We start from the raw sequence: 17,448 nt of genomic DNA on the forward strand, positions 1-17,448 counted from the left end.
TACTATAGCTATACAATATTGATCTCCTAGTTTTTTTTGCTTTCTAACATTCATTAATTGATATATAGAATTGTTGATCAGTATTCTAGCCACTTATAATAACCACTTTTACATACACCTGTTAACTTACATAGATAAGCAACCTTATTCTTTAGTTGGTATTTTCGAATGACTTCATTTATAATTCCGTATTTTTTTCGTTGGTAATCAACGAGAGTTCTTCGCCTTCCTTTCGAGTTCTTCTACCTTTTTTTAAAAGTTCTAATTCATCTTCTAAGTATTTAATACGTACTTCAGCTTTCTCTAATCTCTTTTCATCTGATAGTTTTTTAGACGACGAGTCCTTTTCTTCACTTTCTACCTGCTCAACAAAAAAGGATAACCATGCTAACCCAACTCCAAGATACGTGATTAATGGTAATAATATCTCCTTTAATGAGAATCCAAATAAACCTATCGTTATAGTTGCTATAATTGCTAAATATAATCTGATTCTTGCTTTGATTGCTTTTATTGAAACATCCTTTACTGAAACATGATACATAAAATAACATACTGAAAACACAGCGGTTGTTGAGAAAAATAAGTTATAAAATGACCTACTGAAGTCGAAATTAATATGGAGAATTAGTTTAATAAAGGCAATATAGATGCACTCGATAAAAAAAGAAGCAAAAAATGAATATACTATTATTCCATAGAAAAAAGACCAATGACTAAGCCTATCAAACAATTGTGCTGGATTAACTGCTTCTTTACGAATAAATTTTGGTGGCTTTAACCAGTAAGATCTCAGACTTAAGATAAAAAGTAAAGTGAACGTTGTAATCTCTAATAATCCCATAAGTATTCCATTTAACACCAAACTAACTCCTTCTATGAAATACAACAAACCTCCTATCAAAATAAACATTCCTAATAGTATATTCCCAGCTCTCATCCTCCCTAAAAATCCGGGGCTCTCCAACCAATTTATTACTTCAATTGATACTAAAAATATTTTTTTAAATCTTTCCTTCATAAAAACTCCCCTGTTTTTTTGAAATATTATGTATTTTTATAGTACCATAAAAAGAAGGAATACACTTAAAAATACGAACATATTTTCTATTGGTGTATGTTTGCATTCTTAGAAGAACCATTTATAACAATTTAACAGAATAATTTAGTAGATATAGATATAAAAATCACATGTATTAGGTATACAAAAAGTCGTCCCTATATAACATAGTAAAACGACTTTTCATATTTTTAATACAATTTCTATATAATAAGTTCAAATTTCTTCTTTTCTGCCATCAAATCAATTTTATAAATTTTTTGAACAGCCTCATTTGTTATTATAGTGTAAGGTATGAACCATTTTTTTTGCTTTATGTCGTAAATTAAAAAAGCTATTGGAAATTTCTTCAAAACATATTGGTTTACTAAATAAATAACCTTGGATAAAATCACACTCTTTTTGCATAAGGTAATTTAATTGCGTTTCTTCCTCTACGCCTTCTGCAACCACATTTAATTTCAAATGTTTTGCCATTGAAATAATCATATCTACTAATGGTTCACTACTTGTACTTTGTTGGATTTTTCTCACAAATGAACAATCAATTTTCAAACAATCTATCGGTAAATCCCCCAAATAAGATAATGAAGAGTATCCTGTCCCAAAATCATCAACGGCTAATGTAATGCCTAGTGATTTTAAATCATGAAGAATCGGAATAAGGTGGGCCGTATTCATCGTCATACTTTCCGTTAATTCCAATTGTAATGATTGTGGTGCCAAATCTGTTTTTTCAAGTATCTGTTGCACAGTTTGAACAAAATTCTCTTGAAATAGCTGACATAAAGACAAATTAACAGCAATCTGAATTGGTTTACCTAATTGAACTTGTAGTTTTTTTGTTTGATAACACGCTGTTTCAAGAACCCATGTTCCGATTGGATTAATCAATCCCGACTCTTCAGCAACAGGTATAAATTCACCTGGGGAAATTCGTCCTCTTTTAGGATGCTGCCATCTAACTAACGCTTCCATTGAAATGATTTCGCCTGTTATCGTATCAACTTGAGGTTGATACTCTAAAAATAACTCGTTATTGTTTAGTGCATTATACAGATCATTCTCTAATGTTACTTTTGCTGTTCGCACATCAGACATAGATGTTTCATAAAACGAAATATGATCTGGTATATTTCTAGCTTCGTATATCGCAATTTGAGCAAAATTAATTAAATCATTCTCTGACTCTGCATCTTTCGGATAAAATGAAATGCCAATATTTAAACTATAATTCAATGAAGAATACTGAATTTCAAAAGGTGTTTCCATCAATTTCTGAAGCTGCTTACAAAACTTTAAAACATCATCGTGGCTCTGATAATGATCAATTAAAATAACAAACTGATCATCTCTTAACTTTCCAATGATGAATTCACTGGATAATTGTTTATGTAATCTTTGTGCAACCATGCTCAATAGGCGATCCGAATAAAGAGAGCCAAGGGAAGCCTTAATAGTAGCTAATCTATCAATTTCAAAAACTAATACCGCTTTATCAAACGAATTAACGTGTAAATTTTCTTTTATTTTATCTAATAAATATCGTTCGTTTGGTAATTTCGTAATATCATCAAAATACGCTTGATACTTCATTTCTTTTTCGGAATCCATAAGACTTTTTTCTGTACCCACAAGTTTCTTTACTATATCTTGATGAAGAAACTTAAAATAAATAGCTAACCCTAATTGGACGATAAGCACAATGGAAAAAATGACAATATAGGTGGCTGTTAATTTCACAGTAAAAAGAGTAATTCCAAATAAAACGATTAAAATCAAACTAAAACTGGCATATATTAAATGATCTTTAAATAAGTAAAAATCACTATCACCTTTTCCCATTATTACACCCTCCTTACAATACTAAATACACAGTAACAAAAATGAAAATAAGTAATTAGCATTAATTAAATATCTTCTCTGTTATTTATATTTAATCTTATAGAGAGGCAATAATAATTTTGTGTGTATTATTTTATACGCTATCTTTTTTATTTGTAACCAGCTTCTTTTTTAATAGAATATCTAAGTCTTGTTTGTATTTTGTATAAAAATACTCGTTACCTAAAGATTCGAATATATTCAAAGATTTATTACATTTTTCCATTCCTTCTATAATAGAATCATCTACTATATTAATCATTCCTTCATAAAACAATGATAATGTCAGTTCAAAAAACTCTGTTTTCTTTGTGGTATATGTTTTAGTAGCATTTAACAGCATTTCAGAAGATTGAAACTCATTATGTTTTATACTTAATTCTAGAAGGTTAAATAATAAAAAACTTAGTATTTTTGTATCTGAATTCAATTCCTTATATTTGTCTGCATATTTTAATAAACTTTTAGACATTAAAAAAGCAGTAGCAGGGGGAAATAAAAATAAAAAATTATTTAATACTACCAACTCATAGTAGCACCAGTCATCAATGCTTAGTAAATAATCAGCCATTTCCTTAATATATTCTTTATTTATTTTATTTACATCCAAATCATTTTCCATACAATGACACAAAATATATAAATGTCTTAAAAAGATATCACCATTTTCTTCATATTTCTCATTTACTTCATTTTTGATTTTTGAAATTTCTTCTATATTTTTCCCATAGTATAATTTTAATATATAATTATAGTCATTCATTTTTGAAGTAATTTTATAATCATTTTTAATGTAAAAAAACTCATTGTAAGATACATTACAAAAATCCAATATTTCTGTAAGTTTGTCAGAAGAAATACTATTTTTACCTGATTCGATTCGAGCAATATATGGACGAGTCATGCCAATAGCATTTGCTAATGATTGCTGTGTAATGTTTTTATTTGTACGTATTTTTTTTATAACTTGACCTATTTCCATTTTCTATCCCTCTTATTTTAAGAAATATGTATCATTTTTTTTACATTTTATTTAAATTGCATTTTATCCATTATACTTTCCTATATAACATAATATAAAGGAAGGAAGGAGAATACGATGAAAAAGAAATCTAATTTCGTTAATTTTTTAGTTGCACCTGCTGTATTACTAGTTTCAGCATCAACAATTCAACTTCTTTGGTTATTTGCAGGATTCTAAGATTTTGATCATTTTTTCTGTAAATCTATCTATAATAATCCCTGTTATCCTTGTTCAAATCCTCCATATTATTAAAGGAGGATTTTTTTTATGATGAACCATTAATTTTTAATTTCTAAACAGTCTAACAATTTATTTTATAGTTAATTCTATCACATAAATTAAGTTTCTATCCTTTTTTAGTCTATTTGGCACTTGATTGAAGGTAAACTAGCTTTTTAATGTAGGTGTTATCATTTTTGGTATAATAAAACAAATAATCATTCATAACATTTTGAATAACTCTCGCATTGGTGAAGTACTAGCTCCCACTTGGAAAGATGTAAAATTCCAAGAAAATTAAATCAGCATTCACATCGCGATTAATTATGGAAAGAATAATACCCCTTGTATATAAAATCTACAAAAACAGGAATTGCTCATACAATTAAGATGGATAAGCCTTTAATTGCTATTATCAAAGAGAGGAAAAAGAAGCATATCTAGTTTTTTACGATGCAACTTGATAAACTTATCTTTATTAATACACAGAATGTCTATATCCCACCTCCGAAAACTTAATGCACTTAACTACTGCTGAATTATATTCAAAAGATATACAATTCACCCTTCTTACAACTTATGGATTCAGTCATACATACTGTTCTCTTTAGTTCGAAGCTGATGCAAAGATAAACGAAGTACAAAATCGTTTGGGATATTCTGATATAAAACAACTATGAATATTAACGGTCACCTCTATAGAGAGATTCTAAAATCATCTTAATTTTTAACATAAAACTATATATGAAACAGTTCAAAAAACCCCTTGAAAATCAAGGGGTTTAGATAAATTGCATCAGGAGTAAACTCTTCGATTACGATAAATACTTCAGCAGAGGATGTTCTATCTTCACTAGCAGCGGAAAGGCTTAATGGGAAAAATGCGAATTGATCCGTTTTAACTAAATAGCTAAAATAACAAAAGATCACAGACAAAGCTTTAAACAGCATTAATTGCTATAGAGACAGCTTTATACCTATTATTTAGATTTTTGACTACGCTTGATTAAAATTTAAATTGTGGGGCAAGTAAATTCTATTTTTATCACTACTATTTATAAAATGTTCATTTTCTTTTATATTTGTCTATCATGTTAATTTTTTTTAGGGTACATAAAATCCTTTTTTCTATCTGTCATATGTAAAATAAAATGATCTTTTTCAATCATTCCTACATTTTTAAAATAAGCGTTTCTCTCCTCTAATTCTAGATGCTTATTCAATATATATAATATTCGTCTTTTTTCAAATATATCTGCGCGTTGAAAATAGGTTTTTATTTGCAATGCATCTCCCCTAGATAAATTCTTACAATTAGACAATGCATCTAAAACTGCTCGCCCTATATAATCTCCCGAATTTCTTTTTAAATTGAAAAAGAAATCTAAAAGTATTTCTTTATCAGTGAAGGCACCATTACTAAATAATTTAACTAAATAAATGATAATATATTCAGGAGTATCTTCATCTAGAATAATATTTTTAAAATCTTCTTTTATTTCTTTAATACTAATATGGGATAGATGCTCTTCGTACTTTGTTAATATATCAATTATATATGGTGTGAATTGAGGAAATTTTTTAATTAACAACAATATCTTTGTAATCTCTTCCCATTTTTCTTGGGCTACAACAATTTTTATTAAATTCTTTATTTTCTCGGGCTCAATAATCACTTCATCTTTAATTAAATCAAATTCTTTATCAAAATCTAATAGAGACAACTTTTCAACTTCTTTTTCAGATATTTTTCTAAATTTCAAAGGAATAACACCAGAGTAACCTCTTATAACTTTACTTAAAGAACTTCGATCAGTTATGTGATTTTTAATAGTATTTATACCGACGCTATTTTCTTCAGTTATTGTGTCGGATTCGTTTCGTTCCACTGTAGCGGCTACTACCTCAGAAGTTCTAGCTATTGCTTCAATCTCAAATGTTTTGTTTTTTTCAACAGCTTCGTTTGTTTCTATTGTAGTAGCTACTGTCTCAGTTGCTTCATTTATAACAATTTGTTTAATTTTAGTTTTAGACGAATTTACGAAAAGACCTTCCAATTGAAGTCTTTCAATTAAAATAGTTAGGCTTCTAAAAGCCTCATTTGAATCTTTAGCAAAAATTCTATAATCATCTACAAAACGATAAAATTTAACTTTTTTTCTTTTTAGATAATTATCTACTTCTATTAAGGAAGCTTCAGCTAAAATTCTAGACGCATTTGAACCCACAGGGATACCGTAGGAATCTCTATGACTCCAATAAAGTAAAAGTTCATTCAATAATTTTATAGCATCTCTATCTATAGCTTTGATAGATAATAAGGTGGATTCTAGCCTATGCAGGTTCAATCTGTCATAAAAGTTAGCAATATCACATTCAACGATAATATTATTTCCTTTTTTTATACTTTCTTTTCTTACTTCTTCCTTAAATGAAGTAAAATTAAAATTTTCATCAAATAAGATCTTTGAGCTTTTATTTTTATTAAAACGATAAGAATAAATTTTCTTTTCAGATCTATTCAATCGCTTTGCTTCTATTTCATTGGACATTAGTAAAACAAGTGTCAAATAAAATATTTCATCATATATGTCTGTCAGGGAGCAAATACGAAAAGCCGCCAAATTATTTTTAGGGACTAAAACCTTTCCATGATGTTTTATTCTTGTAAGCTCTAATTTTTTATTTAATATGTCTTGTGTTATTGAATCTACAATATTTTTTTTAGTATTTTCATCTTCTAAAAATGATATTTCAAAAAATGTATTAAAAATTTCTACATCCGTAGTACCTTCAAATAAAATATTATTTATGGCACGATTACATGCATTTCTAATTTGTTCTTTAGCGTACATATTGGAATTCTCCCATCCGTCATTCAACCACATTAATTTCATATTTTTTTAAAGAAACCTCAGCAATTGCTGTCCCCATTATTGTATTTGTAAGAAAAATGGTAATACAATTATAAAGATAATAATTATGTATACTAAGTAGCTTACATTAAGTTTTTTCTCCCCCCCTATAATCATACAAAATATTAGTATGATTTAATTATAAACAAAAACCGTAATAAGTACATAAGGACTATAAAATCGATATACATAAAGGTGAAGCACTTGCACTTACATGAAAAGATATTGAATTCAAATATAATGAAATTAGTATTAATAAGGCTTTATCACTTGGAAAAGATAACCAACAAACAACTTAATTTGAAATCTACTAAAACATTAACGCTAATTCAATTTGCTTTTTTGAGAATTTCTTCGGACGACCTTCCTTAAAACCTGGTTCATGACGGCTTTAGGCTTCAGTGGAGAAAACTTTACTTGTCCAAAAAGATTGTTACTTTGGAAATCTAAATAATATTTTAGACACCATATTCTAGGTATTATAAGTGTAATATATCCAAATCAAAAACTTTTATTTTAAGAAAGCATTAGATATGATGAAAAAGGAAAGGAATGAGGAATATGGCAAATGGCAAACGATCTAATTATATTAAACAAAAACACCCAAAACCAATCCAGCAACAGCTAAATTTTATGTCTGATGTTATTGATAAATTTGTTGATTATGGTGACGTATTTATTGATGGGTTAGATGAAAAGGGATATGAGCTAGGGAATGATTATCCTATTTATACTATGATTTACCAATTTCTTGATGTACTTGATTCTATTAGCATTTTAACTAGAAAAGGGTCTACTGTATCCGTAAAAATTTTATCCCGAACCCTTTTAGAATTGTCAATGAACCTAAGATATATTTTAGTTATGCCGAAAGAAAAAGGAAAAGCATCGTACAATGTCTGTTATCTTGAGCGTTTAAAAGCAAAGTCTAAAATTAGTGACGAAAATACAAAAGCGGGTCAAAATTTTGAAGCTAATCTTCGAAAACTAAATCAAAATTCCAAAAGATATGGTTTAATCATTTCCCCTATTATTTCAGAAAGGAATAACAGTGATAATGATGACCTCTATGAAACGTATCCGCACCTTAAAATTGCAAAAGATGAGTATGACAAGGTACGAAAAAAGTTAAACAAAAATAATCCATACAACAACCTTGAACCTAACTGGTATTCACTCTTTAATGGACCTAATAGCTTTAGAAAACTTCTCGAGAAATTTGATTTAGCAGCATATTACGAAATCTTATATGGACCACAATCAGGGGAATTGCATGGAAGTGAAGCTAATGCTATGATGCAATCGTCCGATAATGGTATTGGAATAACTATGTTACGAAATCCCGAACACCTTCAGAATGCTATTTTTGGGGTTTTAGATATTACACATAGATTGTATGATTTTATCGCAGAAAGTTATATTACAGAGAATAGGAAAAAAGAATACTATAATTGGTACAATGAAACAATTAAAGATAAGCATAAAAAAATTAAACACGAACCCTTATATTTTATAAACCACGCTTATCGAAAATAGAAATAACCAATACACAACAAATGGCCAGGGGATGCAAATTTCCAAGCCTTTTCTTAGGGTTTGCGAAAAAACTGTGTAAGCGGTTTCCTTAGATATGTATACTTCATCTGAAGTAATTTTAATTTTGTACAAATCAGAGGCTGGGAATCATGCTCATTTTTGTAACTTTTTTAGCTCTTGTTTCTTTGAAATAAAATTTGATCAAAAACAACTTACAAACCCGTATTTTACGATAAATAAGAAGAATCCATTGTGAAAAAATATTGATCAAAATGGATTCTTCTCTAGTATATTTAAGTTTGGGTTTGATTTTATAAAAAAGTTTGATTATATTCTACTTTTGATCTTAAACAATAGCGCCCGATTGTTTAAGATAGTTATTCAACTAATCCCCCGTTAGTTTAACGTATAATTTTCGTCACAATGATTGTTTATTCCTTAAAAAATTTAAGAAATCTCGGGTAAAACTTTATTTTTTTTATTTATACCATCCATCTAGGACACTAAAATAATGGAAGCAAACATAATAGTCATCATTTTATCGTGGTACCAGAGTGAAATGTAACTGACTTCCGGATGTATCACGATATTTTGTTCAACGAAAAGTGCTGGAAATGATGGTTTTTTGACAATATCCGAACTTACTTCTGTTCTGGCCGATAATGCCATTTGATGATTTTAAAATGCACTATACGATATTGAAAAAAAGAAAAAGCCTTGATATACAAGGCTTTTAACACTCTTTGAAATCATTTGATTTCATTCTATGGAGACGGTGGGAGTCGAACCACTATCTTAAAGGAATGCTTTAACTTCAGTGTTTATAAGGGATTATATTTATTTTTATAATTCATTGAATACGTATTTGACTACGAGTAATAAAAAATACGCTGCAGGGGCAAGTTTTCAATTAGCAGTACTTACTATTAAAAATAATTTCGAAGTATGCAATTATTTCAAAATGACAACCTTGTAAGAAAGGTTAAAAAGCTAAATCCTAAGTAAAGTGCAATATACTAATCCTCAAATCCTAATTTTAAAGAATAATATAAGTAAATCCTGGAAATAATAATATTAATGGAATCTTACTAAATTTTCAATTTTCATTAGGAGTTGAGAGCATGCCAAGAAGAAAAACACTTGAGGAATTTATAAAACAAGTATTTGATAAATATAGAGGGGAGTATTCAGTTTTAGGTAGTTATAAAAATAGTGCGACAAAAATTAAAATGATCCATAATACATGTGGTTGTATTTATACAGCTAGACCAAATGATATAATACGCCCTAAAGGTTCTCGTTGCCCTGATTGTCATGGAACGCCACTAAAGACAACAGATGAATTTAAACAGGAAGTATTTGAAGCTGAAGGTCTTAAATATACAGTTCTAGGTGAATACTTAAACAATCATACTAAAATTAAAATGAAACATAATGAATGCGGTTATGAGTATACAATTAAACCTAATTCCTTTTTAGAAGGTAACCGTTGTCTTGATTGTTCTAAGAATAAGCCGCTAACACATGCGGAATTTGTAAAACAAGTATATAATCTTACAGGTGATGAATTTACTGTTTTAGGTAAATATGTAAATGCAGTAAAAAAAGTTAGAATGAAACATAATAAATGTGGATATGAATGGAATGTAATACCAAGAAATTTTAAAAGTGATAGAAGAAAATCTCGCTGTCCCATATGTAGTCATGAAAATGCTAGTAAACTTCTATTTAAATCACATGAACAATTTGTTAAAGAGGTATTTGAAGCTGAAGGTTTTAATTATACCGTCTTAGGAAAATATGCAAGATCTAATACAAAGATTGGAATGAAGCATAATGAATGCGGCTTTACATATAAAGTTAAACCTAATTCTTTTCTAGATGGTGATCGTTGTCCTAAATGTAAACAACCTAAGGGTGAAGCTGCTATTGCTAAAGTTTTAGATAAGTTAAAAATTGATTATGATATACAAAATAAATATTGTATTAATCCAAAAACAAAACGTTATTTACCATATGATTTTGCAATTATGAAAAATGGAAAACCGATTGCATTTATTGAATATGACGGTAGACAACATTTTATGCCCATCGATATTTTTGGTGGTGAAGAAGGTTTCATAAATACTAAAGAACGTGATAATATCAAAAATAAATTTGCGGCAGATAGTAAAATTCCACTGTTAAGAATTCCATATTCAGAATTAGATAATGTTGAACGAATAGTTAATGAGTTTATTGAAGAGTTGGGGTTACAAAGTTAAATATTATAAAAATTTCAACTATTTTCAGCTACTGTTATTTTCAGCATTCTTATATTACTTATAAAAACGATTATTAATATTCACAAAGACAATGAAAATTGAACACGATAAGAAGAAGATAGTTTAATACCTTCTTTTGTTAAATAACTTTAGAATGATGTATATTGAATTATGCTTGATAAGTCGTATTCAATTAATGTTTCTAGGGAAATAAGTTTTTTTATAATAATTAAAAAACGTAAAATAATCCCCCCTTTTATGAAAAATAAAAATACCGCTTTTCCACAGATAGCAGACGTACTTACTTCTTTACTAACAGTCCCAAAACTCAAAATAGTGGTGAATATTTGAAATATATTTAAAGTAATAATAAAAACAGCTTAGTTGAAAATGTTAGATAGTCAAGTAAGCTAAAGAAAGACACCTATCAAAAATCAATAGGTATCTTTTTGCGAAATCTAGTTTTATTTCTATAATTATACAATAATTAGACATTTCGCAATAAAATCAAATTTATAGTGACTCAATTTTCTGCATTATTTCCGCAAACTTTTCAGATTGAGTTGGAATCCACTCATTTTTAAGATCACTTTCCAAACTACTTTTTTCTCCTCTTCTATTAAAAGTCACATTTTCAATGCAAAATTTCATTAAAAAAACTATTGATTTTAGCACAAATTTGGAACTAATAAAAGTTCTAAAAAATTCCAATGATTCATCTGTTGTAGTTAAGGTTGTGGATGCCACTTCTTTTTCTTTAAACAATTCATATACTTCCGCCAAATTAGTACTAATATGAGATAATTCTATGTTTAAGTATTTCTCCACTCTTTCAATATTGCTTAATCCCAAATAATCATTAGATTTGTTTTCAAGTATCGAAATTAAATTAGATTTTGCTAACATTGCTAATTTTATTCCTAAAAGATCTTCTTGCTCTTCATGATAACAAATTTCTCTGATAGCACCCAAATGGCTAAAATGTTTATATATTTTTGCAATTTTACTGAATTCCGAAAGAATGTTATTATAATTAACTTCATTAGCATCGAAAAACCTACTTATCATCAACCTTAAAATTTTTTCTTCAAATAAGTAATTTTCAAGCTCGTAATAATCATAATAAAATATTCTTGATTCCTCTCTATTTTTTCCAATTATAAAATCAAAGTCTCTGTCCAATAAACAAAAAAGATTAGGTATTCTTGCTTTATGTCTATCAAATGCTTTAAGTGCAGTTTTTTTCCCTGATACATTTTCATTTAAATCTTCAGCTTTTACAACTCTAAAGGGTAATTGCTTATCTTTATGAAAATAATATTTTCTAATTGCTTGAATATCATCTGATCCTTCAACAATCAATATTTTCTCTTCTATTTGAAACCCAAAGTTTTGACTTTCGGCTAAAACAGCTCCTAATATTTCTTCAGTACCACCAACAGAGTTAATTTTACGCATCAATTTCACCTAACTGACTGACAAAATTTGAATAAGCAATATTTGCTATATACGGTGAGTGAGTTGCAATTAAAAACTGATTATCTTGTATTTCTAATAACTGACTTAATAACTTATGTTGCCAAGAAATATGAAGTGACAATTCTGGTTCATCAATTATAACCAAAGGCTTAAAGGAATTTTTCTTGATTGTTAGACCAATATATGAGAAAAGCGTAACTAGCTGCTTCTCACCGGTGGATAGGCTAGTAAAATTTCGGGATAAAGAAATATTAAAATTTCTCTCATTAAATTCTAAAATTAATCTTTCCTTAAAGAATTTATCAAATGCATTTTGAAGTTGTCTAAACGGTTCTAATATTTTTTCTTGATTATTTAAATGTTCCCTATATAATGTAATTAAATTTATAATAAAATTCTCTTCATTACCAATCGATTTAAAAGATTCAAGTATAAACTCTTTTATAATTTTATCTATCTTTCTATTTACTGAATCCTTTTCCTTTTGTTTAAATTCAGTGTTTATCTCTACTTTTAAACTACCAGCTGCATCATCAGATAGTTTTTGTATGCTTTTTTTCTTATCAAAATATCCTACAATTTCAGATTTATCTAATTGGTCTTTAATCCCCAATTTATCTGACAACTGAATTAAATCATCAGCTGCACTTTCAAATAAAGACTGTTTTTCTACTTTCTTTTTATTAGTATAATTAGAATCTTTATAAATACTTTCAATAATATTTTTTATAAACTTTTTCATAAGCCCATTTAATCCTTCTGAATTAAATTCACGAATCTTTTCTGAATAATTATTAAATATAACTTCTATATCATCGTCTCCGACTCCAATGACTCTTCTATCATTTTGAAGATTACTTAATATCTTATTTGTTTCAATTATTTTCTTGTATGGATGAATGTAATCTTTAAAATAATTTATCTCCAATAAATCCTCTATATCTTTATCAATTCTTCTATAAGTAGGAAAATATAATAATGCCTCTTTAATTTCATTTATTATTTCAAATTGTGGGTTTTCATCTATTAAATCATTTAATTTCTCATATGTATTTCTGGTTTCTTCTTTGTCGGCTGATCTTCCTAGGAGATAAATATATTCATTACCCGTAGACCATGTATTATTTTTCTTTAATAACTTACAAGATATTAGCTCATCTTTAAAAAAGTGATATTCAACCTCTATTTTATTTGTATCAGTATTTTTATTTTTATTTTTATATTTATTTACAACTATTTTATTCAAATTTTTTTCATTTTTTAGAAATTCTATTTCAATTCTTTCAAATCTTAAATTAAATAAGTCCTCAAAATTTCCAGATAAAGAGTTAAATAGACTATTAAGGAGTGTAGTTTTACCAGAACCATTATCTCCAGTTAAAATTGTTAAAACATCATTAGTTTCTAACAATATTTCTTTCTCTTGATTAAATAGATTTATATAAAGACAACTTTTTATCATAAGTTAACCCCTATTCAAATTTTTGATTTTCATCTAATAATAGTATACTATCTTTTAATTGTATAGTTAATATGATCCATGTATTATTAACTACTTTGATTAAAATAAATATTTTATAGATAAAAAAGAAAGCACCATAACTTATGATACTTTCTAATTATTTTTGAGGCTGCCAATAACTCTTTCATTAGTTCTCCTTGTACCACCATATATAGTGTTAAATAGTGGGAACTATCTTTTTCAAGTGAATTAGGAATAGATTCATTTTGTTTTAGTTGTAATTTTCAGCAATCGTTCCAATAACACGATTTTGTGAATAGTTGGATTAATGCACCATATTGCAGATACTTTCCTTCTTCTGAATATTTTACACGCTGTTTAAAACCATAAATTGTTTTATTATTTCTTACATTATTATAAAGTGTTTCACAATTCGTTAAATTTTCTAGATGAATATCATTTTTGCTTCCTATAAATTACTTGATTTTCTTTGTTTAGAAATTTGTAAACATCCCCTTTCATAATTAATCAATCATCAATCTTTCTAGAATCCATGCACTTTGTTGTTCACCATTTATTGTTGGTCTAGCATTATTTATTTTAAACGGAAGGTGATTGTCTTTAAAAAAATCTTTAATTCTATCTAATCCAACTGGGTTATTAGGGTGCTTTTTGTCGAGTTTCAAAGCTTTTAAATCATTTTTAATTTGTTCTTTTTGATTTTTCAATATTGCTATTTCATTAGAACCATTCAAAAGGTTATTAAAATAATTTTCAACGTTAAATAAGTCACTGTATTCAATTACAGTAATAATGGCTTTAGGATACATTTTTTGCAGCATTTGAGTGGCTAATTCAATAATGTTTTTGCTGTAATATAATTTTTTAAGGAATTTATATTTAGTTTTTAAAAATTTCATCCTTAATAGATTAAATCGCTCCCAGTCATCAACCTTGCTTTTATCTTTGAAGCCTTCAACTTTTTTAGCCGGATTATGATTCATTATGCTTTCAAAAGATCCGTATTTCTTCATTAATTCGTTATAAGTATCAAACTCTTTTTCTATTTTCTTCATTTTTAGATACATGGATTGTTTTGTTAGCACTCTAAACACTAAATCCATGTGATAATCAGCTTTTTTGTTAAATCTTACACGACTTCTATATTGTTCAATGGTATTAGGAATTTCAGTACAATTAAAAGTAACTAAAAAATTTGTATCGGCTTGAATATTGATTCCAACGTCCATAAATTTAGTTGTTGCTAATACATTGCAGCACATTTTTTCTTGATCGATAATAGCCGCTCTTATAGCTTCATCATCATCATTTTTATATTTCCAATACTCTTTATGAGATTGAGAAATTAAACCATTAGCTTTATACTCGTTAAAATCATTTTTTGCCTTTTTTATGCTTTCAATATTTGAATTAAGTTCTAACACTTTATAGCCATTTTCTAAGTGTTTATTTTGGATTTGTCTTAATTTATCCATGTTATTTACAACATAAATATTTTTAATCCTATTATTTGTTTTATCAGGTTCACGCAACTTATTAATAGGCTTATTTAGAAATTCTTGCATTTCATCAATATTATCAGGTGTACCTGTTAGAGCAATGATTGTACTATTAATTTCATTTAGAAAATTCATAAATAAATAGCTTTTATAGTCATAGTCGCTATTATCATAAAGGCTATGAAATTCGTCTATTACAACATAATCATAAGTGCTTTCGATTAATTTATTTACTGGGATATCAAAGGAAATTTTAGCGTTGATTGATTGATACATACCGATTGTTAAAGTGTCATTAATCTTTATTAATACTTGATCTTTAGCTCCTTCAGCATATACTTTTATCAACTGTTTCCGTAATGTAGTCCTATTGCAAAGATAAAGTATTTTATTATCATGTTTTTCAGCATACGGAACAAGTTTTTCAAAAATAGCACTTGTTTTACCTGAACCACATTCAGCACCAATTAAATTTATTTCTGTATTCTTTAAGCCTTCTATAAATTCATCAGTGAATTGTTTTGAAACATAATCGTTTTTAACGGATTCAGTTTCAGATGGCTTTGTGTCACTTTCTAATTCATTTACATGTATTTGTTCAGATTTATCATTTAAAGCCGCTGGAAAGCCTTCTATGAACTCAAATTCAGATTCTTCAATTGGTTTATCAATTGTTTCAGATAGTGAGCGTATTTCTATATTTTTTACTTCAGGGAATCCATAAATTACATTAAATTCAGGTTCTTCAGGTGATATATCAGTTGTATCAGTTATTTTGTTGTCTAATAGTGCTAATATTTCAGTCGGTGTATTTTTTTCGATTACAAATGAGCCATTATTAATATTTTCTTTTGCTAATTCAATAGCTTTACATTGCCATTCTTCAGAACCATATAAAGCCGTATTTCCTTCATATAAAAATTTTTGTGCCATTTCTTCGATCATATAATCAATGTAATTCATTATTTATTATCTCCTATACCTTGTAATTTTGAATTTGTACTAAGGTTATAGGCCGTTTATCTGCATTTGTAAAAGAAATTTAATAAAAAAATGTGCAAATATCTATATATGTAGTTATTGCTCAAAATTTTACTAAGTAAAAAAGTGAGCGGATATTAAATAGTAATAGAGTGTTGCTCAATTATTTGCTTAAGTAAAAAAATGTGCGGATACTTATATTAATTAGTATTTTCTCAAAAAATTACTTACGTGAACAAACTTTAGTTTGTGAACAGGACATGCAATAGCATGAACATTTAATCACTAATAATAAATAGATTAGTTATTGCACTATCGCAACGTGTTACAAGTAACACTTGTGCTCACTGCCTTTTGACTAATGCAGCTATCGCTACATCAGCCAAAAGATTTTTCTTAAAGTTATGTATAGATTAGTATTAAGGTATACATCATTAAGAGGTGCTAAAATTTGGACAAACATTGTTTACATGATATTTACAATAATGGTATTAGATGTTATGGGGTTTGCTATATTCGGAAAGGAAAAAGATTTTAAGAATCTTTATACAGGTGGTTCTTCCAGTTTAATTGAACTGATATTCGACCTCACCTTCCACTTATCTCCATTATTAATAAAAAGAATTCTAACCTTTTTTTAGTTTAATTACTGCGTTATTATTTATAATGTGTTTATATTTTTATAATTTTGGATAGTGATATTTTCGTCTACCAATTTCATGCTATAATAATAGAAACATCAATCCTTTTTAAATTTTATTATATTGAATTTATACAGAGCGTTTAAATACGCCATTATTAGAAAGGATTTGATTGATGATGAAAAATATTGATGAAATTATGGAAGAAATCAACAAATTAAAGCCTGATATGAGGGGTATTCTTTTGAATAGAATTTCAATTGAATATTTCGGCATTGATAGACGTTCTAAAGAAGAAAAATTAAGAGAAGAAAAATTTCTAAAGGGTAGCTTATAATAGCTGCCTTTTTTATTTTCAATAGAATACATGAAAATTGTTTTTTCGACTTTTTATATAAAAATGTTCTTTTGAATGAAGGAAATATTGTTATTTTCTTTTAGCTGGAACACTTTGTTTACATGT

10 protein-coding genes are annotated in these 17,448 nt (G+C 27.6%); 3 read left to right on the forward strand and 7 right to left on the reverse strand.

Annotated features, from left to right (window positions below; translation table 11 throughout):
* Nucleotides 1-178: 178 nt before the first annotated feature.
* The 4 genes from ABE048_RS03200 to ABE048_RS03215 all read right to left on the reverse strand — a co-directional run bounded on the left by ABE048_RS03200 (nt 179) and on the right by ABE048_RS03215 (nt 7,042).
* Nucleotides 179-1,021 carry a hypothetical protein gene (locus ABE048_RS03200; RefSeq protein WP_430309086.1) on the reverse strand — a complete coding sequence of 281 codons (843 nt, stop codon included), beginning with the start codon at nt 1,019-1,021 and terminating at the stop codon, nt 179-181.
* A gap of 309 nt (nt 1,022-1,330) precedes the next feature.
* Nucleotides 1,331-2,905, reverse strand: coding sequence for a putative bifunctional diguanylate cyclase/phosphodiesterase (locus ABE048_RS03205; protein ID WP_430309087.1), 1,575 nt, complete (start codon nt 2,903-2,905; stop codon nt 1,331-1,333).
* Nucleotides 2,906-3,038: 133 nt separating this feature from the next.
* Nucleotides 3,039-3,926, reverse strand: coding sequence for a helix-turn-helix domain-containing protein (locus ABE048_RS03210; protein WP_430309088.1), 888 nt, complete (start codon nt 3,924-3,926; stop codon nt 3,039-3,041).
* Nucleotides 3,927-5,281: 1,355 nt separating this feature from the next.
* Nucleotides 5,282-7,042 (reverse strand): RNA-directed DNA polymerase, encoded by a 1,761-nt coding sequence (locus ABE048_RS03215; RefSeq protein ID WP_430309089.1) that lies wholly within the window; start codon nt 7,040-7,042, stop codon nt 5,282-5,284.
* Nucleotides 7,043-7,663: 621 nt separating this feature from the next.
* On the opposite strand from ABE048_RS03215, the gene ABE048_RS03220 reads away from it, so the two are divergent.
* Together ABE048_RS03220 and ABE048_RS03225 are read left to right on the forward strand one after the other, a co-directional pair.
* A complete protein-coding gene (locus ABE048_RS03220; protein ID WP_430309090.1) occupies nt 7,664-8,638 on the forward strand; it encodes a DUF5677 domain-containing protein in 975 nt (324 codons plus the stop codon).
* Nucleotides 8,639-9,759: 1,121 nt separating this feature from the next.
* Nucleotides 9,760-10,902 carry a DUF2726 domain-containing protein gene (locus ABE048_RS03225; RefSeq protein WP_430309091.1) on the forward strand — a complete coding sequence of 381 codons (1,143 nt, stop codon included), beginning with the start codon at nt 9,760-9,762 and terminating at the stop codon, nt 10,900-10,902.
* A gap of 513 nt (nt 10,903-11,415) precedes the next feature.
* On the opposite strand, the gene ABE048_RS03230 is transcribed toward ABE048_RS03225, so the two are convergent.
* The 3 genes from ABE048_RS03230 to ABE048_RS03240 form a co-directional block, all read right to left on the reverse strand.
* Nucleotides 11,416-12,360: a DUF4435 domain-containing protein gene (locus ABE048_RS03230; protein ID WP_430309092.1), complete on the reverse strand. Its 945-nt coding sequence runs from the start codon at nt 12,358-12,360 to the stop codon at nt 11,416-11,418.
* Nucleotides 12,353-13,843, reverse strand: coding sequence for an AAA family ATPase (locus ABE048_RS03235; RefSeq protein WP_430309093.1), 1,491 nt, complete (start codon nt 13,841-13,843; stop codon nt 12,353-12,355). The genes ABE048_RS03230 and ABE048_RS03235 overlap by 8 nt, the downstream gene beginning before the upstream one ends.
* A 524-nt stretch (nt 13,844-14,367) precedes the next feature.
* Nucleotides 14,368-16,326: a DEAD/DEAH box helicase family protein gene (locus ABE048_RS03240; protein WP_430309094.1), complete on the reverse strand. Its 1,959-nt coding sequence runs from the start codon at nt 16,324-16,326 to the stop codon at nt 14,368-14,370.
* Between the two features lie 837 nt (nt 16,327-17,163).
* Here ABE048_RS03240 and ABE048_RS03245 point away from each other — a divergent pair.
* Nucleotides 17,164-17,322, forward strand: a complete 159-nt coding sequence (locus ABE048_RS03245) for a hypothetical protein (protein ID WP_430309096.1) — start codon at nt 17,164-17,166, stop codon at nt 17,320-17,322.
* Nucleotides 17,323-17,448 lie beyond the last annotated feature (126 nt).

Origin of the sequence: Rummeliibacillus pycnus, assembly GCF_050459865.1 — a bacterium.
Classification (GTDB): Bacteria; Bacillota; Bacilli; order Bacillales_A; family Planococcaceae; genus Rummeliibacillus; species Rummeliibacillus pycnus_B.

What these genes read in the sequence shown, in the direction of transcription:
- ABE048_RS03240 (WP_430309094.1), bottom strand. Translation starts at nt 16,326, where the DNA reads ATGAATTACATTGATTATATGATCGAAGAAATGGCACAAAAATTTTTA.
- ABE048_RS03215 (WP_430309089.1), bottom strand. Translation starts at nt 7,042, where the DNA reads ATGTACGCTAAAGAACAAATTAGAAATGCATGTAATCGTGCCATAAAT.
- ABE048_RS03230 (WP_430309092.1), bottom strand. Translation starts at nt 12,360, where the DNA reads ATGCGTAAAATTAACTCTGTTGGTGGTACTGAAGAAATATTAGGAGCT.
- ABE048_RS03235 (WP_430309093.1), bottom strand. Translation starts at nt 13,843, where the DNA reads ATGATAAAAAGTTGTCTTTATATAAATCTATTTAATCAAGAGAAAGAA.
- ABE048_RS03245 (WP_430309096.1), top strand. Translation starts at nt 17,164, where the DNA reads ATGAAAAATATTGATGAAATTATGGAAGAAATCAACAAATTAAAGCCT.
- ABE048_RS03210 (WP_430309088.1), bottom strand. Translation starts at nt 3,926, where the DNA reads ATGGAAATAGGTCAAGTTATAAAAAAAATACGTACAAATAAAAACATT.
- ABE048_RS03200 (WP_430309086.1), bottom strand. Translation starts at nt 1,021, where the DNA reads ATGAAGGAAAGATTTAAAAAAATATTTTTAGTATCAATTGAAGTAATA.
- ABE048_RS03225 (WP_430309091.1), top strand. Translation starts at nt 9,760, where the DNA reads ATGCCAAGAAGAAAAACACTTGAGGAATTTATAAAACAAGTATTTGAT.
- ABE048_RS03220 (WP_430309090.1), top strand. Translation starts at nt 7,664, where the DNA reads ATGGCAAATGGCAAACGATCTAATTATATTAAACAAAAACACCCAAAA.
- ABE048_RS03205 (WP_430309087.1), bottom strand. Translation starts at nt 2,905, where the DNA reads ATGGGAAAAGGTGATAGTGATTTTTACTTATTTAAAGATCATTTAATA.